Source organism: Empedobacter sp. UBA5987, assembly GCF_002429865.1.
In the GTDB taxonomy this organism is placed as follows: domain Bacteria; phylum Bacteroidota; class Bacteroidia; order Flavobacteriales; family Weeksellaceae; genus Empedobacter; species Empedobacter falsenii_B.
On record NZ_DJBB01000061.1, the window covers coordinates 13,662 to 34,441 of the forward strand.

Genomic DNA, 20,780 nt, shown 5'->3' on the forward strand with positions numbered 1-20,780 from the left:
AAAAAGAGCCAAATTAGTTTTGGCTCTTGAATTTTAGTAACGTATTGTCCTTGTCGTATTTGAAATTGGTTGATCAATATCTTTTACAAATTGCGTTCGTTTGACCCAATTTTTGTGATTATCGTATTGATATTTAATCGTTGATATATTCTTTACTTTTCCTGTTTCATCAATCACCGTTTCTTCGATAATATTATTGTTTTCATCAAATTTTCGCACATATTTATTGACTTGTTTATTGTTTTTGTCCACATAAGTTTCCTCTATTGGATTGCCTTTCGCGTCATTCTTATAATTCAACGTATAATTTCCTTGGTTATATTTCACCAATGTTTTGACTAAAAATCCATTTTGATATTGAAACGTTTTTTCGATAAAAACATCAGAATCTTCCAATAAATTAGTTTCTCTTTCGTAAGTTACATTCTGATTTTGGTCTAATTTGTATTCAGTTTTAGAAACATTGACATCATTTTCGCTTTTCGTGACAATGTAACCGTCTGTTGTATATTCATAATCAAAATTGAAAACTAAACTTTCGTCATTGTTTTTCATTTCTCTCGAAATCAATTTATTTGATTCATTGTAATTAAATGTTTCAGCAAAAGTTTTATTTCCAGCTTCATCAAAATAATCACGTTTTGTTGGATTTCCATCTTTATTATACGTTGATTTTGTGTAATATTCGGTTTCATAACCTTCGATAAACTTCATGCGAATACGTGCTTTTTGCATCGATTCTTCAATAAAAGTTGGATTTCCTAAAACATCATTTTGCTGTAATTCAGATTTTTGAGCAAATGCAAAACCTGAAAATAATATCGTAATTAAAGCAATGTTTTTTAACATATGTTGTATTTTTTTATTCTTGAATAGAAAGATTAACCAAAATTAATCCAAAAATGTAGATTTCTTGATCTATTTAAAGGTGAACGTAAAAACTAGAACTTATATTTGAAAAAAATTAAAAAAAATGAGCACAAAATTTAAACTTTTAGGAAATCAACCTGCATTTATCGATTTATCATTGTTATTAGTACGTTTAGCTGCTGGTGGATTTATGTTTACACACGGATTCGGAAAATTACAAAAATTAGTCAATGGTAATTTTGAATTTGGTGATCCAATTAGACTTGGACCAGAAGTATCTTTGGGTTTAACGGTTTTTGCAGAAATTCTTTGTGCTTCTTTAGTTTTAGTTGGATTATTTACTCGTTTAGCAGTGATTCCACTAATCATTACAATGTTAGTTGCGGTATTTATCGTACATGCGGATCATGATTTTGGTAAAAAAGAATTGGGATTATTCTATTTAATCAATTATTTAGTTATATTTTTATCAGGCGCAGGAAAATATTCTTTAGACAAATTGATTCTTAAAAAATGATAAAAACATTAACCTATAGCTTATTAATTTGTACTTCTGCATTATTTGCTCAATCAAAAAATATGAAAAACATTGTTTATACGCCATTAACAAAGACAGAAATGACATTAATAAAAGAAAAGAAATCCTATGATCCTTTTCGTGTTTTATTAACGACTTCGGATGCAGATACAAAAATCTTAAAATCAACTTCTATTGATATTGATCCAAAAGATCCGTTAATCAAATTATTGGCCGATCGTATGTATGCGACTGTACAAGACGAAGCAAGTAAAGGTGTTGGAATTGCAGCTCCACAAATTGGGATTAATCGCAACGCGGTTTGGGTACAACGTTTTGATAAAGAAGGTGAACCTTTTGAGTTTATTATCAATCCAAAAATTACTTGGTATTCGGACATTGTTCGTCACGGTCGCGAAGGTTGTTTGTCGATTCCTGATATTTTCGGAAAAGTGTTTAGAAGCTTGGTTCTTCGATTGGAGTATTATGATTTGGATGGAAATTTTCATGATGAAACGGTAGAAGGTTTTACAGCGGTTATTTTTCAGCACGAATACGATCATTTAACAGGAACGTTATTTACGGATCGAATGAAAGAGCAAGAAGAGCTAAATTATGTGAAAGCTGAAGAGATAAACGATGTTTTTTACTTGAAAAAGGTAGGTTCTTTTACAGATGACGACGATGATGAAGATTAAAAATTTCTTAAAACCTAGAAATTATTATGCTTGGCATAGTTTTTAGTTTAATTTTGCAAAAACTTATTTAGAAAATTGTTAGCATACACTACATATAATCATCCAACGAGTACAGAATGGGTGACTTTTGTTCATGGAGCAGGAGGAAGTTCTACGATTTGGTTCAAACAATTGCGTGAATTTCGCAAACATTTTAATGTTTTGTTAATGGATTTGAGAGGACACGGACGTTCTAAGAAAAACTTGAAATCACTTTTCGAAAAACGTTATACGTTCAAATCGGTTTCAAAAGACGTCATTGATGTTTTAGATCATTTAAATATTGATAAAACACATTTTGTTGGGATCTCTTTGGGAACGATTGTAATTCGACAATTGGCAGAAGATTATTCGGAGCGATTCAAATCAATGGTGATGGGAGGCGCAATTATGAAAATTAATTTCCAATGTCAATTTTTGATTAATGTTGGAAATACGTTCAAACATATATTGCCTTATTTGATCTTGTATCGAATTTTTGCTTTCGCTATCATGCCAAAAAATACGCACAAAGAATCAAGGTTATTATTTATCAATGAAGCGAAAAAATTGTATCAAAAAGAATTTTTGAAATGGTTCAAACTTACTGCGGATGTCAATCCGTTGCTAAAATGGTTTCGAAAAGTTGAATTGAATATTCCGACTTTATATGTGATGGGAGCAGAAGATCATATGTTTTTGCCTTCGATTCAGGAATTAACAAAAGCACACACCAAACATTCAGAATTAATTGTTATCGAAGATTGTGGACATGTCGTGAATGTCGATCAACCACAAATTTTTAACGATAAAGTAATTGAATATATTCATCGAATTAAATAGTAAATACTAAAAAAGCTTCAGAATTTCTGAAGCTTTTTCTATTTATTTTGATCTTTTTTCTAATAAATCTGGGCGACGTTCTTTTGTATGTTCAACAGCTTTTTCATGCAACCATTCTTCAATTTTAGGAAAGTTACCTGAAAGTAAAACATCTGGAACTTTAAGGCCTTTATATTCGGCTGGACGTGTATAAATTGGTGGCGCTAACAAATCATCTTGAAACGAATCTGAAAGGGCAGAAGTCTCATCTCCAATTACGCCAGGTAACAATCGAATAATAGAATCAGCCAAAATAATTGCGCCAAATTCTCCACCAGAAAGTACATAATCGCCAATCGAAATTTCTCTTGTCACATACATATCTCGAATACGTTGATCGATTCCCTTGTAATGTCCACAAATCATCATAAGATTTCCTTTCAACGACAAATCATTCGCAATTGTTTGATTCAACGTTTCTCCATCTGGCGTCAAATAAATAATTTCATCATACGCGCGTTCATCTTTCAATTTCGAAATTATTTTGTCCAAAGGTTCGCACATAATCACCATTCCAGAAGTTCCTCCGTACGGATAATCATCTACATGACGATAACGTCCTTTTCCAAAATCTCTCAAATCGTGAACATGAATTTCAGCTAAACCTTTGTCTTGCGCACGTTTCATAATCGAGGCAGAAAATGGACTAACTAATAATTCGGGTAAAACAGTGATAATATCTATTCGCATGCTGCAAAGATATTTGTTTAGCTACGTTTGCGCAAGTTTAAATTTATTTTTTGAATTTGATTGTTTTAACTGAATTTATAAATTCTTCTTGTGATTCTTTATCTAAATTGTAACCAATAAAATTAAACTTTGAAGTTGAGTTTTTAATACTATCAATATAAACTGCTATTAATTTATGAGGATTTGACTGTATAAGTTTTGCTTTTTGATTATGAATAACAATATAAGAAATCTTGTATTTTGATTGTACGATAGAATCGATATTCGTTTTGCGAAGCTTATTGATATATAACTCAGATATTTTCTCCAATTCTAATTCACGATTATTTTTTAAAATAGTATTAAAAATAGTATCAGATATTTCACTGCTAAAATTATAATCTCTACTTGCAAGTAAACCATAATCATAAATTAATGTATCATTATTTGGTGTAATAATTCCTCCAACTTCAGTATCAATTCCGTTTAATTTTACTTTTTTCCAATCTTTCGGAATTTCCATAGAGAAACTTCTAAATTGAATCATTTTATAATTGCTTTTATTGCAAGAAATTAATCCAAATAATATGATGAATGACAAATATTTTAATTGATTATTCAAATGATTGATTTTCTTTTAAAATTATAATATTGACTAGGTAAAAGAACTAAAGTTGAATCAATTACTTTATTGATTTTTAATTCATTTGTAATATAATCACTATTAATAAATGCAATTAAATTTTCTGAATTATCATTATTAATAATTCTGGTTTCAACTCCAGCACATTGATCATAACCTTTAGAGATAGAAACCTTTGCTTTTTTCAAATTATAAATTTGCTTATTTTTTGTTAAACTATACCAATTCTTTTGAGCTAATTTTTCAACTAAATGAGCTTCTTTTCCATCATATACGCGAATTGATGAAGGTATTAATATTTCAGTATTTTTTTTCTGAGCAAAAATTGTAATAGGTAGGATTATTAGTATGAAAAATAATTTTTTTAGCATAATATTTATATCATCAATATATCTTTAAAATTAATAAATATAATTGATATTATTCATTAGCCTTATTAAATGAAATCGAGTAAATTTGTCTAAAATTTTAATCAAATGTTTTTATATAACAGACATAGACGACTACGCAAAAATGAATCAATTCGTAGTATGATTCGCGAAAATCATTTGTCACCAAACGATTTTATTTTACCAATTTTTATGGCTGAAGGAGAAGGCGTGAAGGAAGAAATTGCTGCAATGCCAGGTATTTACCGCCAATCTCTTGACAATACTGTAAAAGAAGTAAAAGAAATTTGGGATTTAGGTATAAAATCAGTTAACATATATTGTAAAGTTAGTGATAACTTAAAAGATAATACAGGTAAAGAGGCTTGGAATCCAAACGGATTGATGCAAAATACAATCAAAGCAATTAAAGATGCTGTTCCAGAAATGATTGTAATGCCTGATGTTGCCTTAGATCCATATTCAATTTATGGTCATGACGGAATCATCAAAAATGGAGAAGTTATTAATGATGAAACAGTTGATGCTTTGGTAAAAATGACATTATCTCATGCAGAAGCTGGTGCAGATTTTGTTGCGCCTTCTGATATGATGGACGGTCGAATAGGAGCGATGCGCGCTGCGTTGGAGGAGAACGGTTTTCATAATGTAGGAATTATGACGTATGCTGCGAAATATGCATCATCTTTTTATGGACCTTTCCGTACAGCTTTAGATTCTGCACCAGTTGATTCTCAAGAAATTCCGAAAGACAAAAAAACCTATCAAATGGATTACCATAATTCACAAGAAGCATTGCGCGAAGCAATTGCGGATGTAGAAGAAGGTGCAGATATTTTGATGGTAAAACCAGGTATGGCATATCTGGATATTGTTAAATTAGTGAAAGATAATTTACAAGTTCCGGTTTCTGTTTATCAGGTTTCAGGTGAATATGCGATGATAAAAGCTGCTGTAGAAAAAGGTTGGTTAGATAATGATAAAGTAATTTTAGAGTCTTTAACTTGTTTCAAAAGAGCAGGAGCAGACCTAATTTCAACTTATTTTGCAAAAGAAGCAGCAAGATTATTGAACGATCAATAAATCAGTTCAAAATAAAAATAAAAAAATCCACTTCATTTGAAGTGGATTTTTTATGCTTTAAAGCGAATAATTAACCATTTTCGCTGTAAATTGTTGTTTTTCTAATGTAGATAGAAAATATTTTTGTTCAGCTTCAGCTTGTTCTTTTTTCTGATAATTCTTTTCGTAACCCGTTTGAATATCTTTTAAAGAACCAATCGTTCTATTTTTCAATAAATAATTCAGAAACTTTGTATATCTATCTGCCAATTTGCCGTAGATATCTTTGTTATCGATGTTTGCTTCATAAACATCTGTCACATAAACTTCATTATCTTGTCCATAAGCTATGGAAAAAAAATAAAAACCACCCCAGTAACAAAAAATAAAAATAGTACTAAACCTTTTTTCATTCAACCAAAATTTGAGTTGGCAATTTAAACATTATTAATCAATTGTATACCTTGTTGTGTGAATTTATATTATTCGGTATAATTTTTTTATATTTGTGTCCTAAAATTGACTCAAAATGTTTCAAAATCTTCAGGATAAATTAGATAAAGCATTACATACCTTAAAAGGAAAAGGACAAATTACAGAAATTAACGTTGCAGAAACCGTAAAAGAAGTGCGTAGAGCCCTTGTTGATGCCGATGTTAGTTATAAAGTTGCAAAAGATTTCACAAATACAGTAAAAGAAAAGGCTTTAGGTGAAAACGTAATTACGTCGCTTAATCCTGGACAATTAATGGTAAAAATTGTTCATGATGAATTAGCAAAATTAATGGGAGGTGAGGTTACTGAACTGAAAGTAGACGATAATCCGACAATTATTTTGATTGCTGGTTTACAAGGTTCTGGTAAAACAACTTTTTCTGGTAAATTAGCTAATTTCCTAAAAACTAAGAAAAACAAAAAAGTATTATTAGTTGCTGGTGACGTTTATCGTCCGGCTGCCATCAATCAGTTGCAAGTTTTAGGAGAGCAAATAGGTGTGGATGTTTATGCTGATTTAGAAAACAAAAATCCTGTAGAAATTGCTCAATCAGCGATTGCACAAGCAAAACAAAACGGAAATAATGTAATTATCGTTGATACAGCTGGTCGTTTAGCGATTGATGAGCAAATGATGGACGAAATTCGTCGCGTTCACCAAACAGTTAATCCAACCGAAACTTTATTTGTTGTAGATTCTATGACAGGTCAAGATGCCGTGAATACTGCAAAAGCCTTCAATGAAGTATTGAATTATAATGGAGTTGTTTTAACAAAATTAGATGGTGATACTCGTGGTGGAGCTGCATTAACGATTAGAACGGTTGTTGACAAGCCAATCAAATTTATTTCTACTGGTGAGAAAATGGAAGCTTTAGATGTTTTCTATCCGGAACGTATGGCAGATCGTATTTTGGGAATGGGTGACGTTGTTTCGTTAGTAGAGCGTGCTCAAGAACAATTTGACGAAGAAGAAGCAAAACGTTTACAAAAGAAAATTGCAAAAAATAGCTTCGATTTTGATGATTTCTTAAAACAAATTCAGCAAATCAAACGTATGGGTAATATGAAAGATTTGGTTGGAATGATTCCTGGTGCTGGAAAAGCATTAAAAGATGTAGATATTGATGACAATGCTTTTAAAGGTGTTGAAGCGATTATTCACTCAATGACAAAAAAAGAGCGTCAACATCCAAATATTATCGATAATTCTCGTAAGAAAAGAATTGCAGCTGGTTCAGGAACATCTTTACAAGAAGTGAATCAATTATTGAAACAATTCTCTGAAATGGGTAAAATGATGAAATTTATGAATTCTTCAAATGGTAAAAAGATGATGGAAACAATGTCTAAAAATATGCCTGCAGGTGGATTCCCAGGAATGCCAAAAATGTAATAATACAATAATTTATAGTATATTAAAACCTCCAATAATTTGGAGGTTTTTTTTATAGATTTTATTTTTGTTTCGTAAACGTTAAGTTTGAACCATCAACATAGGATTGGTTCAATTTGTTAATTATAAATTTAATGAAAAATGTTTAAACGCAATATTAAATATAAGTTAGTGGTATAAGTTTATTCAATTTAACATAATATATATTATAACATTATTATTTCTATGAAATATTAATGTTAATAATCTTTATTATGTTAAGTAAGGATTTAAACAATCTCCTATTTAGATATTTTTATAGAATTTAGATATCCTATCGGAATATCCATATGTTCTAATTATCCAAAATTAAATAATCCAAAATTTGAATGTTCTTTACTTATTATAACATTGTACCGAATACTATTTACATCAATTAAATATGTAACAATAAATACAGTTTTAATTGGAATAACCCCAAAAGCCCAAGAATCAACAATTTTTGAAACTTTACACTTTATATTTAATTCTTCATAAATTTCACGTTCAAGAGTTTCTTCTGGCAATTCATTTGGTTCTAAACTTCCTCCAGGTAATTCCCATTCATTTCGATTATTCCTTTTATGGAAATTGGAGTTAAATATTCTTTATACACTTCTTTTTATCTTTGTATAAATTTAATCATTTTCTATTTAACATAATCTTTGACGTAATAACGTTTCTCCAAAATTTTTTTTTTCGGTTTCATTTATTAATACATTCGAAATTGTATCGGAGGAAATCATTAAATTTAAATCTCTTCCTTCTTTCAATTGAATTTTCATCATATCCAAAAAACCAAAATCAATTCCCATAAATGGAACATTTTTTTTAGATAAAATTGGAAATTTACCAAATCATTTGCAAGCAAAACTTTTACAAGTCATACAGAATAAAGAAATTATTCGTTTGGGAGAAAGTTAACCAAGAAAAGTTGATGTTCGTATAATTGTTGCTACGAATGCGAATCTTGAAGTTTCACAAAATTTATTCCTCAAAAAATTACTGATAATTTAAATAATTTGAATGAAATAGAACGAAATAAAATTGTAGATTATTGTATTTCAGAATTTAATACCGCAAAATATTGAAGTTTAAATTGATCGAAGAATCTTTTATCGATGAAAGTTTTTTGTTTGAACAAGTTTTGATTAACTTAATCAACAAACTGATAATCGATTGCAAATTATTATTCAAGATTATGGACAATTTATTGATGAAGAAATCATTTCCAAAATATTTTTTACCTTTTTATACAACGCGAAAAGACGGCGCAGGAATTGGTTTGACACTTTCTAAAAACATTATAGAAGCGCACAAATTATTTGTATTATCAACAATATGATGGCGTAAAACGTTTTAATATCATCTTAAAGTAATTGGTAAAAAGTGTAACTTTAACCTCTAATTATATAATACTTTCTCGCCAAAATCTTTGGAAATTTGTCCTATAAAATTACTGTTATGAATGCACAAACACTTACTATACCGATTATCAATTTGAATTCAGAAAAAGATGTTGAATTAATCAATAAATTACTTTCTGAAACAGAAAATCTTGATGAATATACTGTGAATTTAAACGCTAAAACGATTAATGTTTCGGCAAAAAAATTATGGAAAGTTTCCCCTAAAATCTATGAAACTTTAAAGCAAAATAACTTCAAAATAGATTCTGTCGAAAAATCATATCCCGTTCTCAATATGACGTGTGCTTCGTGTGCGAGTAGTTCTCAAGCGAATCTTAATCGTCAGTTGGGCGTTGTAAATGCGGAGGTGAATTACGGAAATGGAATGGGAAAAATCGAGTACATTCCTACTCTTGTTTCTCCAGAAAATTTGAAAAATGCTTTAGTAGAAGTTGGCTATGATTTGGTGATTGATGAGTCTAAAAATCAAGATGAAGAAATAGAACAACTTCACGAAGAAAAATATAAAACGCTGAAAAATAAAGTGATTTGGGCGCTAATATTTGGAGTTCCTTTATTTATTATCGGAATGTTTTTTATGGATATGCCTTACGGAAATTACATTATGTGGGCACTTTCTACGCCAATTCTTTTTATTTTTGGACAACAATTTTTCGTCGGTGCTTGGAAACAATTGAAAAATAAATCGGCTAATATGGATACTTTGGTTGCTTTGAGTACTAGTGTAGCCTATCTTTTTAGCGTTTTCAATACATTATTTCCAGAATATTGGCACAGCAAAGGTTTACACGCGCATCCTTATTTCGAGGCTGCTGGTTTAATCATCGTTTTTATCTTGATTGGTAAATTGATGGAAGAACGTGCGAAAGGAAATACTTCCGAAGCGATCAAGAAATTAATCGGTTTACAACCTAATACTGTGTTGGTTGTGAAAGATGGAAATCAGGTTGAAGTGAAGATTGAAGATGTACAAATTGGCGATTTGATTGTTGCAAAACCTGGAGATAAAATTGCGGTTGATGGAATTATTGTTTCGGGAGAATCTTTTATCGATGAAAGTTCATTGACAGGAGAGCCAATTCCGGTAGAAAAAGGAATTGATGCGAATGTTTTTTCAGGAACTTTAAATCAAAACTCTCCTATTCAATATAAAGCCTTGAAAGTAGGGAATGATACACTTTTGTCTCAAATTATTCAATCAGTAAAAAATGCACAAGGAAGTAAAGCGCCAGTTCAACAATTGGTAGACAAAATTGCAGGTGTTTTTGTTCCGATTGTGATTATTATTGCAATTTTAACGTTTATTACTTGGTTAATTTTAGGTCAAGAAAATGCTTTTACAATGGCACTTTTATCGATGATTACTGTGCTTGTTATTGCTTGTCCTTGTGCACTTGGATTGGCAACGCCTACCGCGATTATGGTTGGAATGGGAAAAGGTGCTGAGCAAGGAATTTTGATCAAAAATGCCGAAAGTTTAGAATTAGCGAAGAAAATTGATACAATTATTTTAGATAAAACAGGAACAATTACCGAAGGAAAACCGAAAGTACAAGAATTGATTTGGTTTGATGATTCTGCTAAAAATGTACTTTATACAATCGAAAATAATTCGCAACATCCTTTAGCAAAAGCGATTACAGAACATATTGGAGAGCAAGATATTTTACCTGAACTAAAAATTGAAGATGTATCTGGAAAAGGTTTGAAAGCTAATATTTTAGATAAAGTTTATTATGTTGGAAAAACAAGTTGGATAAATGAATTAAATATTCAGATTGATGAAAAGGTTGAACAAGCTATTCAAGATTTTTCGACTAAAAATTATACCACTTCTTTCTTTGGAAATGATGAAAAAGTTTTGGGATTAATTGGAATTTCTGATGAAATAAAAGCAACTTCTGTTGAAGCTATTAAAGCTTTTCATGAAAAAGGAATTGAAGTTTGGATGGTAACTGGTGACAACGAGTTTTCGGCAAATGCAATTGCAAAACAAGTCGGAATTGATCAAGTGGTCGCAAATGCTTTACCAAATGATAAAATGAATATTATCAAAGATTTGCAACAAAAAGGAAAAGTTGTTGCAATGGTTGGTGATGGAATTAATGATAGTGCAGCGTTGGCTCAGGCAGATGTTTCGATTGCAATGGGTAATGGTTCTGATATTGCGATTGATGTGGCAGAAGTTACGTTGATTGGAGGAGATTTGACAAAAATAGATCATGCAATTAATTTATCTACGCAAACGGTCAAAACAATTCATCAAAATTTATTTTGGGCATTTATTTACAATATAATCGGAATTCCAATCGCTGCTGGAGTGCTTTATCCAATTAACGGATTTTTGTTAGACCCTATGATTGCTGGCGCAGCAATGGCTTTGAGTAGCGTAAGTGTTGTAACAAATAGTTTATTGTTAAAGTATAAAAAGATTTAATAATCTCTAAAATATTTATAAAAAAATCGGCTAAATATTTAGTCGATTTTTTTTTTTATAACAAACGATCATCCCAATTATAATCTTCTAATTCTTTGATTTTAACCTTTGAAGCAAAACCAGGATGTTTTGTATTGATTAAATAATTATACTCTTTTGGAATAATTGACGATGGAACTTTCATGACCAAATATTTAAAATCTTGATACCAAGCAGAACCAATTTCTTGTAACTCGGGATAAGCCTCTACAGATTGCCAATTTTTAGGTAATTTAGACTTCTTTATTTCATAAATCTCATCTTCTTCACAATCAATTTCTATCACTAATAATTTGTACGAATTATCAATGCTAATAGAACTTCGGTGCACGACCAATTCTAAGGTTGAGAGCGCACGAGAACTTCCTGTGTAAATAACAAATTCATCATTTTTATTCCATCTGTTGGCAACTCCAGAAGCTTGTAATGATTTTGAATATCTCGCTTTACGAATATTGAAAACTAACATTATTACACGTTTTCTCCGTACTCTATCGCAGTTAAACGATTATCGATAAATTTGAGACCTGAAACTGTATCAAGAAAATCTGCTGGCGATTTTTTATCTAACAAAACATTAGGCGTTGTTAACCATTTCTCAAAATCATCTTTTGTATTGAAAACCTCCAAACCGTGCTTGTATAAAGAAATCAATAAAACAATATGCTCTTTTGTATTGTCTTTAAGAGATACATCTTTTGTTTTGTAATTTCTGTAGGTACGCGTTGTGATATTTAACCAACTTGAGATTATTTCGTCTTTTAGCGTTGATAATTCATCAAGATATTGAATGTATTTTTGATCAATATTATAACGATTTACGTAAAAATAAACACTCGTAAAATCTCTTACTTCAGGGATTTCATTTATGATTTGTTCGTATTTTTTTAGTTTAACAGTTGCCATAATTCTAAACTTTTACTAAAGTTACAATTTTTCCTCTTAAGAAAGGAACTTTTTCTCAAATTTAAATAAATTTAACAAAAAAAGAGGTTACCTAAGCAACCTCTCTGTGATATAATGATTTAAAAATTTCTTATTTCAAAGAACCAACCATATCTTCTGGTTTCACCCATTCGTCAAATTCTTCCGCAGTTACATATCCTAATGCAATAGCAGTTTCTTTTAACGTAGAGTTATTTTTATGAGCTGTTTGAGCAATTTCTGCAGCTTTGTAGTAACCAATTTTTGTATTAAGCGCTGTAACTAACATTAATGAATTATCAACTAATTCTTTGATACGGTTATAATTTGGCTCGATACCTTGAGCACAATGCTCATCAAAAGATACACAAGCATCTCCTAATAAACGTGCAGATTGCAAGAAGTTTGCAGCCATAACTGGTTTGAAAACATTCAATTCGTAATGACCTTGAGTTCCACCAATTGTAATCGCAACATCGTTACCCATAACTTGAGCAGCAACCATTGTTAACGCCTCACATTGAGTAGGATTTACTTTACCTGGCATGATAGAAGATCCTGGTTCGTTTTCTGGAATGATAATTTCTCCAATACCTGAACGAGGTCCAGAAGCTAACATACGAACGTCATTAGCAATTTTGTTTAATGAAACAGCTAATTGTTTCAAAGCTCCGTGAGTTTCTACGATTGCATCGTGAGCAGCTAATGCTTCGAATTTATTTTCTGCTGTTACAAATGGATGTCCTGTAAATTCAGCAATGTATTTAGCAACTAAAACATCGTATCCTTCTGGCGTGTTAAGACCTGTACCTACAGCAGTACCACCTAAAGCAACTTCAGATAAATGTTCTAATGTATTTCTTAAAGCTTTTAAACCGTGGTTTAATTGAGCTACGTATCCAGAAATTTCTTGACCTAATGTTAATGGCGTTGCATCCATTAAGTGTGTACGACCAATTTTTACAACAGATTTAAACTCTTCTGCTTTTTTAGCTAATGTATCACGTAATTGCTCAACACCTGGAATTGTTACTTCAACAACTGCTTTATAAGCAGCAATGTGCATACCTGTTGGGAAAGTATCATTAGAAGATTGAGATTTGTTAACGTCGTCATTCGCTTTAAGAACTGGTTCACCTTCTCCAATTTTGAATCCAGCTAAAACTTGCGCACGATTAGCAACAACTTCATTCACATTCATATTAGATTGAGTTCCTGAACCTGTTTGCCAAATTACTAAAGGAAATTGATCATCTAATTTTCCTGCTAAAATTTCGTCACATACAGCAGCAATAGCATCACGTTTTTCAACTGGTAAAACACCTAATTCAGCATTTGCATAAGCAGCAGCTTTCTTAAGATAAGCGAAACCTTCTACAATTTCGTGAGGCATAGAAGCCGCAGGACCAATTTTAAAGTTGTTACGAGAACGTTCTGTTTGAGCACCCCAGTATTTATCTGCAGGAACTTTTACTTCCCCCATGGTGTCTTTCTCAATTCTGTATTCCATTTTGGTATTTTTTATTATTTATATATTGTTTACTTATCTCACAAATTTAAGAAATCGTTTGATGAAAGAAAAGTGATTAATGTTAGTATTTCTATAAATTTTATTTACTAAGTTTGTATCACATAAAAATAAAATCATGATTCAATTTTTAGGTTTCTTATTATTCTTAACAATCGCTTTATGCGGATTCTGGGGTATCATCTTTTTTGCAACGATGGCTATTTCTTGGATTCCATTTTGGGTTGCGAATTTAAGAAAAGAAAAAGCTGGAATAGTAACAGCAGAAGATCCTCGTCCGATTTTACCAAATCAAGAAGGAATCACAGTATTATTCAAAAAATAATAAGCTGTAAAAAAAAATTAAAAGGAACTTGACGAAGTTCCTTTTTTTATTTATTCGACTTTCGAATCTTCTTCATAATTTCCTTCCAAATAATTTTTCAAACTAATTCGGATAATTTCTGTCCAACCAGCTTCAAAACTTTCGCGCGAGAAATTTTTATCATCAGGCGGAAAAGTTTCAATTCCTTCATGAATCAACGTTAATTTTGTTTGCGGAACAATTTCATCTGTTAATTCATCCAAAATAAATGTAACAACAGAATTTCCTTCGTAGACAGGATATTTCCATGTATAAGCTAACAATTTAGTCGGCTCTACTTCTACTATTTTACAGTGATGTAAATACGATCCGCCATAAAACTCAAATTCGAATCCAACTTCTGGAACAAACTTCTTAATATCAAAATACCATTTATCAAAAGCAGATTTTGTCGTTAAGGCATTCCACACTTTATCAATTGAAACATCAAAAATTTCTACTATTTCTACAGGCTTTGCACTCATATTCTATTTTTTTATGATTTTGTTTAATTTACTAATTTTTTAATTATTATTTAAATTTAGCCCAAAATTTAATTGTTACATTTGCTATGTGTAAAATTTTTAAAATGAAATTTAATAAAACTTTTTTAAGTGTTTTAGGGTTATTTGCTGGTCTTTCGCTATATGCGCAACAAGAGGTTAGCCGTCCAAAACTAGTAGTTGGTATCGTTGTCGATCAAATGCGATGGGATTATTTATATCGTTACCAAGATAGATATTCTACAGGAGGTTTCAATCGTATGTTAAACGAAGGTTTTAGCAACGAAAATACCTATATTCCTTATATACCTACTTATACAGCTATCGGTCATAGCACTATTTATACAGGTTCTGTGCCTGCTATTCACGGAATTGCTGGAAACGATTTTATCATTCAAGCTACAGGACAAGAAATGTATTGTACGCAAGATGATGCTGTAAATGGGGTTGGAACTTCATCAAAAGCAGGAAAAATGTCTCCAAAAAACTTGTTGACATCTACAGTTACTGATCAATTAAAATTAGCAACAAATTTTCGTTCAAAAGTATATGGAGTTTCGTTAAAAGATCGTGGAGGAATATTACCTGCAGGTCATTTTGCTGATGCTGCTTTTTGGTTTGAAGGGGAATCAGGAAATTGGGTTTCGAGTACATTTTATATGAATGAGTTGCCAAAATGGTTGCAAAAATTCAATGATAAAAAAGTTGCTGAAAAATATTTAGACAAATGGAACACACTTTACCCGATTGATACGTATGTACAAAGTGAAAAAGATGGAAATCCATACCGCGAAAATTATAAAGGATTGGATAAAATGCAATTTCCTTATGATTTGAAAGCATTGAAAAAAGACAATGGTTTAGGTTTGATTCGCTCTACTCCTTTCGGAAATTCGTTGACAAAAGATATCGCAATCGAAATTATTGATAACGAAAAATTAGGTCAAAACGAGAAAGGAATTACAGATTTCTTAGCGGTTAGTTTTTCTTCTACCGATTATGTTGGACATCAATTTACGCCAAATACAATCGAAGCTGAGGATACTTATTTGCGTTTAGATAAAGATTTGGAACAATTATTTAATCATTTAGACCAAAAAGTTGGAAAAGGACAATATTTAGTTTTCTTAACTGCTGATCATGGTGGAGCTCATAATCCAAAGTATTTCCAAGATAAAAAAGGTAATGCAGGATACTTTCCAACTGGAGAAGTAAAAAAAGCATTGAACGCTAAATTACAAGAGAAATTCAAATCTACTGATATTGTACGTTCATTGACAAATTATCAAGTTCATTTGAATTATCAAACGATCGAACAAAATAAATTAGACGAAGAAGATATCAAAGAAGAAATCGTAAAGTTTATGCAAAAAATTGATGGTGTTTCTTTCGTAGCTGATATGGATAAAATTGGAGAAGCTTCTATTCCTGCGATTATCAAAGAACGAATGGTTAACGGTTACAATCGTAAACGTAGCGGTGCTATTACTTATATTTTAGAACCACAATGGTACGGCGGAAAACAAAATGCTGGAGGAACAACACACGGAACTTGGGGGGCTTACGATGCTCACATTCCATTTGTTTTGATGGGTTGGGGTATAAAACATGGTAAAAATAATAACCGTGTTTATATGACAGATATCGCACCTACAGTTGCCGCTTTGCTACATATAGAAGAGCCAAACGGAAATATTGGCGAACCAGTTTCTGAAGTAACAAATCCAAAATAATCTTATAAAAGATAATTCTAAAAACGCAACTTAATTAGTTGCGTTTTTTTTTGTTTCTATAATTATTATTTACTCTATTTCAATTGTTTAAATTTTATAATTAAAGAAATTAACGATTAACATCTATAACATTATTTTGATAAATAATAAGCTCATATTAGTTTTTCCTAGAGGTATAGATCGATCTGGCAACGTTGGAAATGCTTCGGAAAAATGGACTTCAAAATACGGAAGTGTAATTGCAAGTGCTTGGGACATTGCGACAACAGATGGCATGAACGAAAAAGGACTTGTTGCGAATGTTTTGTGGTTAGTAGAAAGCCAGTATCCTCAATTTAATCCAAAAGGAACAAAGCCAGGTGTTACAATTGCAGCTTGGGCACAATATGTTTTAGATAATTATGCTACAGTAAAAGAAGCTGTAGATGATTTGAGAAAAGAAAAATTTGTAATTGTTTCTGACTACATTCCAGGTACTCAAAAATTTACAACTTTACATCTTTCAATTTCTGATGCAAATGGAGACAATGCAATTTTCGAATATGTAAACGGGAAATTAAAAATACACCATGATCCTTCTTATACAGTAATGACAAATTCTCCAGTTTTTGATGAGCAATTAGCAATTAATCAATATTGGAAAGGGATTCCAGGAACAATTATGTTACCAGGAACTAACAGAGCTGCTGATCGTTATGTAAGAGCATCATATTACATTAATGCAATTCCGCAAACCGCTGATACTCGCACTTCTATTGCAAGTGTTTTTAGTGTTATCAGAAATGTATCGGTTCCGTTAGGAATTTCTTCAGAAGCAGAACCTAACATATCGTCTACAAGATGGAGATCAGTTTCTGATCATAAAAATCTTGTTTATTACTTTGAAACTACAAAAACTCCAAATACATTTTGGGTTGATTTAAAGAAAATTGATTTTGGTAAAAATGCAAAAACAAAACGATTAAGCGTAAGTAAAAATGAAACGTATGCTGGCGAAACTTCACAACTTTTTAGTGATACAAAACCATTTACATTTGTTGGAATTTAGATCGAAAAATTAATCAATATTTTTCTTGCAAATAGTTCTAAATCAACATTCAATATGATTGCCAATAACAAACATTTTATATCTGCCTTTTTATTATTAGGATCTATTGTTTATGCTCAAAAATCAAATGATACAATTGATATTTCGATAAGACCTTACACTAGTTTGAGAGGTCATCTTGCTGTGCATGATAAAGTAATGGAGCTACAAGAAAATGCCTCTCGTGCTGGAATTGAAATTAATCTAAAAAAAGGAAACATTGCATTTGTAGCTGGTGTTGAATTACAAATAAATATGTTCAAAGGAAACTCGTCGTTTAATGTTGATGGAAATCTAGATAGTGATCTTTTGACAATTGTTTCAGAACAAAAACAACAAGTTTTTGGTAATCGCTTGGGTTACTTAGGAATTGATTTGTCTAAATATGGTAAAATAACATTTGGTAAACAATGGAGTGTTTACCGAGATGTTACAGCTTATACAGATCGTTTTAATGTATTTGGAGGACGCGCTTCTGCAACTTTTACAGGTGGAACAGATGGAGGTTTGCTAGGAACAGGACGAGCAGATCAATCAATAATTTACAGAAATAAAATTAAAGCTTTTCAATTTGGTGCTCAAATCCAAACAAAAGGTGGAAATGATGATAAAATTATTGATGGTTTTGGTTTTTCTGCTCAATTAGAATTAAATCAAAATATTAGTATTGGAGCTGCATTTAACCGTGCTTTTATAGCTCAAAACTTAATTGATGATAATCATATTCTAGGTTTATCAGGACATCCAACTTTTTATTCAATTGGTTTAAAATATACGAGTAAACAATTTGATGTTAGTCTACTTGGAATCTTACAACAAAATGGAGATTTTACACCTATTTCATATCAATCTGAAAATACAATTAATCCTTCTTATGTTTTTGATGCAAAAGGTTTTGAAACTGCTATGAAATATAAACTAAATAAATTTTCAATTTTAGGAGGTTATAATTTATATGTTCCTGAAACAAAGAAATCTGTTGAAAATATTAGTATTGATAAAAAATTCAGACGAAGTGATTTGATTACCGGATTAGAATATCATCCGATGAAATATGTACAATTGTATACAGAACAGCGCATCTCTTTTGGTAAAAATTATGCTGGTAAAAAAGAACAAAGCGTTTTTACATTGGGAATGAAACTAGATTTATCTAGACAATTTAACAAGAAACTTAACCTATAATAAACCATAACTAACTTAACTTTTCTCTCTATTATTTGAAATAATTAATAAAACGAAACTTAAAAAATCATGTTTAACTTTTTTCAAAAAAGCACATTTTTAATTCTATTAGCATCAAGTACTCAAACTTTTGCTCAAGACTCAATTCAATCCGATAATTCTTGGCATTTCAAAGTAGAACCAAATATGATGTTGCCACACATGAAAGGAAAAGCGAGTGTTTCTCGACTTCCGAATGTACATGTAAGTCAATCTCCATCAGACTTTTTTGAGCATTTGAAATTTGCCGGAATGTTAACTTTTGAAGCCGAAAATAAAGATTGGGTAACTACATCTGATATTATTTATGCTTCTTTAGCTGCAAATGTTAAAAAAATCCTTTAGTTTTGGATGGCAAATTAACAGCAAAACAATTCTCTTTCGAAGTTGGTTTATTGAGAAAAATAACTCCTTGGTTAGAAGCTGGAATTAGTATGAACTTTGTAAATATTAAATCTGGATTTGATGTAAATCTAATCAATCCAATTTCTTTAAAACCAATTCATTTAGATCGTAATGTTTCTAAAACCTGGGTAGATCCAATGTTAGTTGCAAGAACAAGAAATTTACCAAACAAAAGGTTTTTGTATAATGTTTCTGGAGAAATTGGAGGATTTGAAATTGGATCAAAATTAGCTTGGCAATTGGAAGGATTGGCTGGTTATAAATTCTCTAATTTATTTTACGCAATGGCGGGCTATCAAATTATAAGTATGGACTACGAAAAAGGAAGTAACAATTCCAACTTTGTTTATGATATGGATATGTTTGAACCGATGGTAAAAGTCGGATTTAATATAAAATAGTTTAAAATCAAACTGAAAAATATATAGAAAACGTTATCTATTAATGGTTACGTTTTTTTACTTTTATAAGAAATAAATTAGAAATGACTTTCAATTCACCAATCATATCAACACAAGAATTACATGATAATTTACATCTTAAAAATTTAATTATTTTAGATTGTACGATTGATAAAGTCGGAAAATCAATAAAAGATCAAGAATTAAAATTAATTCCGAATTCTATTTTCTTTGATTTGGAAGGAAAATTTTCTGATCATTCTTCGCAATTTCCTCATACACTTGTTGATGAAGAAATTTTCACAAAAGAAGCTCAAAATTTGGGCATTAATCAAGATTCTATCATCGTTTGTTATGATCGTTGGGGCGTTTATTCGAGTCCGAGAGTTTGGTGGATGTTCAAAGCAATGGGATACAATGAAATATATGTTTTAGATGGCGGATTACCCGTTTGGATCGATAATAATTTTGTCACAACTTCTATTTATTTTCAATCTACTGTAAAAGGTAACTTTATTGCTGATTTTCAATTTAATTGGTTTGCTGATACACAAGTTATGTTAAATGCAATAAATGATGATTCTAAAATGATTCTAGATGCACGATCAGAAGGGCGTTTCAAGGGTACTTCTCCTGAGCCAAGACAAGGTTTGAGAAGTGGACATATTCCAACTTCTAAGAATTTATTTTTTGAAAATGTTTTGGCTGATACAACATATAAATCAAAAGAAGAACTGAAAGCAATTTTCGAAAAATTGACAGATTCATCCAAAGAAAATATTTTCACATGTGGTTCCGGAATTACAGCTTCGATTCTTGCTTTAGCTTCTACAATTGCAGGTTACGAAAATATAAAAGTCTATGATGGTTCTTGGTCTGAATGGGGCGCTGATGAAAATTTACCGATTGAGAGATAACCTTATGTTAATTTATAAAAATTACGATGATTCAGATTTTAAAATAAACAATATTTTAAAAAATTCGTTCTATATACTAAATTCATCAATATTTCTAATCATATTATATATACTAATAAAAGAAATCATATTTGAATTTGCTATTTTCTTCA

Annotated in this window: 26 protein-coding genes; 15 read left to right on the forward strand and 11 right to left on the reverse strand. The window is 30.8% G+C overall.

Annotated features, from left to right (window positions below; translation table 11 throughout):
* Positions 1–33: 33 nt before the first annotated feature.
* Complete coding sequence (locus B3J26_RS10315; protein WP_291074444.1) at positions 34–849, reverse strand: hypothetical protein; 816 nt, start codon at positions 847–849, stop codon at positions 34–36.
* 124 nt (positions 850–973) lie between these two features.
* On the opposite strand from B3J26_RS10315, the gene B3J26_RS10320 reads away from it, so the two are divergent.
* From B3J26_RS10320 to B3J26_RS10330, 3 genes are all read left to right on the forward strand, one after another.
* Positions 974–1,387, forward strand: coding sequence for a DoxX family protein (locus B3J26_RS10320; protein WP_125349377.1), 414 nt, complete (start codon positions 974–976; stop codon positions 1,385–1,387).
* Positions 1,384–2,085: a peptide deformylase gene (def, locus tag B3J26_RS10325; protein ID WP_291074447.1), complete on the forward strand. Its 702-nt coding sequence runs from the start codon at positions 1,384–1,386 to the stop codon at positions 2,083–2,085. Before B3J26_RS10320 ends, def begins: the two co-directional genes overlap by 4 nt.
* Before the next feature lie 75 nt (positions 2,086–2,160).
* A complete protein-coding gene (locus B3J26_RS10330) occupies positions 2,161–2,946 on the forward strand; it encodes an alpha/beta fold hydrolase (RefSeq protein WP_291074449.1) in 786 nt (261 codons plus the stop codon).
* Between the two features lie 42 nt (positions 2,947–2,988).
* Here the strand turns inward: B3J26_RS10330 and trmD are convergent, their stop codons facing one another.
* The 3 genes from trmD to B3J26_RS10345 all read right to left on the reverse strand — a co-directional run bounded on the left by trmD (position 2,989) and on the right by B3J26_RS10345 (position 4,668).
* Positions 2,989–3,675 (reverse strand): tRNA (guanosine(37)-N1)-methyltransferase TrmD, encoded by a 687-nt coding sequence (gene trmD / locus B3J26_RS10335; RefSeq protein WP_291074451.1) that lies wholly within the window; start codon positions 3,673–3,675, stop codon positions 2,989–2,991.
* Positions 3,676–3,718: 43 nt separating this feature from the next.
* Positions 3,719–4,201, reverse strand: a complete 483-nt coding sequence (locus B3J26_RS10340) for a hypothetical protein (protein WP_291074453.1) — start codon at positions 4,199–4,201, stop codon at positions 3,719–3,721.
* A gap of 71 nt (positions 4,202–4,272) precedes the next feature.
* Positions 4,273–4,668: a hypothetical protein gene (locus B3J26_RS10345; RefSeq protein ID WP_291074454.1), complete on the reverse strand. Its 396-nt coding sequence runs from the start codon at positions 4,666–4,668 to the stop codon at positions 4,273–4,275.
* 105 nt (positions 4,669–4,773) lie between these two features.
* On the opposite strand from B3J26_RS10345, the gene hemB reads away from it, so the two are divergent.
* Positions 4,774–5,769, forward strand: coding sequence for a porphobilinogen synthase (gene hemB, locus B3J26_RS10350; RefSeq protein WP_038334133.1), 996 nt, complete (start codon positions 4,774–4,776; stop codon positions 5,767–5,769).
* Between the two features lie 57 nt (positions 5,770–5,826).
* On the opposite strand, the gene B3J26_RS10355 is transcribed toward hemB, so the two are convergent.
* Positions 5,827–6,165 (reverse strand): hypothetical protein, encoded by a 339-nt coding sequence (locus tag B3J26_RS10355; protein ID WP_291074456.1) that lies wholly within the window; start codon positions 6,163–6,165, stop codon positions 5,827–5,829.
* Between the two features lie 112 nt (positions 6,166–6,277).
* On the opposite strand from B3J26_RS10355, the gene ffh reads away from it, so the two are divergent.
* Positions 6,278–7,639, forward strand: a complete 1,362-nt coding sequence (ffh, locus tag B3J26_RS10360) for a signal recognition particle protein (protein WP_291074457.1) — start codon at positions 6,278–6,280, stop codon at positions 7,637–7,639.
* A gap of 338 nt (positions 7,640–7,977) precedes the next feature.
* Here the strand turns inward: ffh and B3J26_RS10365 are convergent, their stop codons facing one another.
* Complete coding sequence (locus tag B3J26_RS10365; protein ID WP_291074488.1) at positions 7,978–8,262, reverse strand: NUDIX domain-containing protein; 285 nt, start codon at positions 8,260–8,262, stop codon at positions 7,978–7,980.
* 48 nt (positions 8,263–8,310) lie between these two features.
* The gene (locus B3J26_RS10370) at positions 8,311–8,472 is read right to left on the reverse strand and encodes a hypothetical protein (protein WP_291074459.1); all 162 of its coding nucleotides are present in this window, start codon (positions 8,470–8,472) and stop codon (positions 8,311–8,313) included.
* Between B3J26_RS10370 and B3J26_RS14910 the strand changes: the two genes are divergently transcribed.
* The 3 genes from B3J26_RS14910 to B3J26_RS10385 all read left to right on the forward strand — a co-directional run bounded on the left by B3J26_RS14910 (position 8,471) and on the right by B3J26_RS10385 (position 11,524).
* Positions 8,471–8,581 carry a sigma 54-interacting transcriptional regulator gene (locus tag B3J26_RS14910; RefSeq protein WP_409450473.1) on the forward strand — a complete coding sequence of 37 codons (111 nt, stop codon included), beginning with the start codon at positions 8,471–8,473 and terminating at the stop codon, positions 8,579–8,581. The two genes, B3J26_RS10370 and B3J26_RS14910, sit on opposite strands and share 2 nt — an antisense overlap.
* A gap of 163 nt (positions 8,582–8,744) precedes the next feature.
* Entirely contained in the window at positions 8,745–9,002 is a 258-nt protein-coding gene (locus B3J26_RS10380) for a hypothetical protein (RefSeq protein ID WP_291074461.1), read from the forward strand.
* A gap of 119 nt (positions 9,003–9,121) precedes the next feature.
* On the forward strand, positions 9,122–11,524 hold the full coding sequence (locus B3J26_RS10385; protein ID WP_280061440.1) for a heavy metal translocating P-type ATPase: 2,403 nt from the start codon (positions 9,122–9,124) through the stop codon (positions 11,522–11,524).
* Between the two features lie 55 nt (positions 11,525–11,579).
* Here the strand turns inward: B3J26_RS10385 and B3J26_RS10390 are convergent, their stop codons facing one another.
* From B3J26_RS10390 to fumC, 3 genes are all read right to left on the reverse strand, one after another.
* Entirely contained in the window at positions 11,580–12,032 is a 453-nt protein-coding gene (locus B3J26_RS10390; RefSeq protein ID WP_280037933.1) for an RES family NAD+ phosphorylase, read from the reverse strand.
* A gap of 2 nt (positions 12,033–12,034) precedes the next feature.
* Complete coding sequence (locus B3J26_RS10395) at positions 12,035–12,469, reverse strand: antitoxin Xre/MbcA/ParS toxin-binding domain-containing protein (RefSeq protein ID WP_038334185.1); 435 nt, start codon at positions 12,467–12,469, stop codon at positions 12,035–12,037.
* A gap of 130 nt (positions 12,470–12,599) precedes the next feature.
* Positions 12,600–13,997, reverse strand: coding sequence for a class II fumarate hydratase (fumC, locus tag B3J26_RS10400; RefSeq protein ID WP_038334188.1), 1,398 nt, complete (start codon positions 13,995–13,997; stop codon positions 12,600–12,602).
* A gap of 136 nt (positions 13,998–14,133) precedes the next feature.
* Between fumC and B3J26_RS10405 the strand changes: the two genes are divergently transcribed.
* Entirely contained in the window at positions 14,134–14,340 is a 207-nt protein-coding gene (locus tag B3J26_RS10405) for a hypothetical protein (RefSeq protein WP_038334195.1), read from the forward strand.
* Positions 14,341–14,390: 50 nt separating this feature from the next.
* Here the strand turns inward: B3J26_RS10405 and B3J26_RS10410 are convergent, their stop codons facing one another.
* The gene (locus B3J26_RS10410; protein WP_115000556.1) at positions 14,391–14,843 is read right to left on the reverse strand and encodes an SRPBCC family protein; all 453 of its coding nucleotides are present in this window, start codon (positions 14,841–14,843) and stop codon (positions 14,391–14,393) included.
* A 104-nt stretch (positions 14,844–14,947) separates the two neighbouring features.
* Between B3J26_RS10410 and pafA the strand changes: the two genes are divergently transcribed.
* The 6 genes from pafA (at position 14,948) to B3J26_RS10440 (ending at position 20,628) form a co-directional block, all read left to right on the forward strand.
* Positions 14,948–16,594, forward strand: a complete 1,647-nt coding sequence (gene pafA / locus B3J26_RS10415; protein ID WP_125349369.1) for an alkaline phosphatase PafA — start codon at positions 14,948–14,950, stop codon at positions 16,592–16,594.
* Between the two features lie 136 nt (positions 16,595–16,730).
* A complete protein-coding gene (locus B3J26_RS10420) occupies positions 16,731–17,642 on the forward strand; it encodes a linear amide C-N hydrolase (protein ID WP_280051483.1) in 912 nt (303 codons plus the stop codon).
* Between the two features lie 54 nt (positions 17,643–17,696).
* Positions 17,697–18,866: a porin gene (locus B3J26_RS10425; RefSeq protein WP_291074464.1), complete on the forward strand. Its 1,170-nt coding sequence runs from the start codon at positions 17,697–17,699 to the stop codon at positions 18,864–18,866.
* A gap of 69 nt (positions 18,867–18,935) precedes the next feature.
* Positions 18,936–19,250, forward strand: a complete 315-nt coding sequence (locus B3J26_RS10430) for a hypothetical protein (RefSeq protein WP_291074467.1) — start codon at positions 18,936–18,938, stop codon at positions 19,248–19,250.
* A gap of 2 nt (positions 19,251–19,252) precedes the next feature.
* Positions 19,253–19,711 (forward strand): hypothetical protein, encoded by a 459-nt coding sequence (locus B3J26_RS10435; RefSeq protein WP_291074469.1) that lies wholly within the window; start codon positions 19,253–19,255, stop codon positions 19,709–19,711.
* 83 nt (positions 19,712–19,794) lie between these two features.
* Positions 19,795–20,628 carry a sulfurtransferase gene (locus tag B3J26_RS10440; protein WP_225539997.1) on the forward strand — a complete coding sequence of 278 codons (834 nt, stop codon included), beginning with the start codon at positions 19,795–19,797 and terminating at the stop codon, positions 20,626–20,628.
* Positions 20,629–20,780: the final 152 nt, after the last annotated feature.

What these genes read in the sequence shown, in the direction of transcription:
- fumC (WP_038334188.1), bottom strand. Translation starts at nt 13,997, where the DNA reads ATGGAATACAGAATTGAGAAAGACACCATGGGGGAAGTAAAAGTTCCT.
- def (WP_291074447.1), top strand. Translation starts at nt 1,384, where the DNA reads ATGATAAAAACATTAACCTATAGCTTATTAATTTGTACTTCTGCATTA.
- pafA (WP_125349369.1), top strand. Translation starts at nt 14,948, where the DNA reads ATGAAATTTAATAAAACTTTTTTAAGTGTTTTAGGGTTATTTGCTGGT.
- B3J26_RS10370 (WP_291074459.1), bottom strand. Translation starts at nt 8,472, where the DNA reads ATGGGAATTGATTTTGGTTTTTTGGATATGATGAAAATTCAATTGAAA.
- B3J26_RS10405 (WP_038334195.1), top strand. Translation starts at nt 14,134, where the DNA reads ATGATTCAATTTTTAGGTTTCTTATTATTCTTAACAATCGCTTTATGC.
- B3J26_RS10345 (WP_291074454.1), bottom strand. Translation starts at nt 4,668, where the DNA reads ATGCTAAAAAAATTATTTTTCATACTAATAATCCTACCTATTACAATT.
- B3J26_RS10390 (WP_280037933.1), bottom strand. Translation starts at nt 12,032, where the DNA reads ATGTTAGTTTTCAATATTCGTAAAGCGAGATATTCAAAATCATTACAA.
- ffh (WP_291074457.1), top strand. Translation starts at nt 6,278, where the DNA reads ATGTTTCAAAATCTTCAGGATAAATTAGATAAAGCATTACATACCTTA.
- B3J26_RS10320 (WP_125349377.1), top strand. Translation starts at nt 974, where the DNA reads ATGAGCACAAAATTTAAACTTTTAGGAAATCAACCTGCATTTATCGAT.
- B3J26_RS10315 (WP_291074444.1), bottom strand. Translation starts at nt 849, where the DNA reads ATGTTAAAAAACATTGCTTTAATTACGATATTATTTTCAGGTTTTGCA.
- hemB (WP_038334133.1), top strand. Translation starts at nt 4,774, where the DNA reads ATGTTTTTATATAACAGACATAGACGACTACGCAAAAATGAATCAATT.
- B3J26_RS10430 (WP_291074467.1), top strand. Translation starts at nt 18,936, where the DNA reads ATGTTTAACTTTTTTCAAAAAAGCACATTTTTAATTCTATTAGCATCA.
- B3J26_RS10395 (WP_038334185.1), bottom strand. Translation starts at nt 12,469, where the DNA reads ATGGCAACTGTTAAACTAAAAAAATACGAACAAATCATAAATGAAATC.
- B3J26_RS10340 (WP_291074453.1), bottom strand. Translation starts at nt 4,201, where the DNA reads ATGATTCAATTTAGAAGTTTCTCTATGGAAATTCCGAAAGATTGGAAA.
- B3J26_RS10410 (WP_115000556.1), bottom strand. Translation starts at nt 14,843, where the DNA reads ATGAGTGCAAAGCCTGTAGAAATAGTAGAAATTTTTGATGTTTCAATT.
- B3J26_RS10385 (WP_280061440.1), top strand. Translation starts at nt 9,122, where the DNA reads ATGAATGCACAAACACTTACTATACCGATTATCAATTTGAATTCAGAA.
- trmD (WP_291074451.1), bottom strand. Translation starts at nt 3,675, where the DNA reads ATGCGAATAGATATTATCACTGTTTTACCCGAATTATTAGTTAGTCCA.
- B3J26_RS10425 (WP_291074464.1), top strand. Translation starts at nt 17,697, where the DNA reads ATGATTGCCAATAACAAACATTTTATATCTGCCTTTTTATTATTAGGA.
- B3J26_RS10440 (WP_225539997.1), top strand. Translation starts at nt 19,795, where the DNA reads ATGACTTTCAATTCACCAATCATATCAACACAAGAATTACATGATAAT.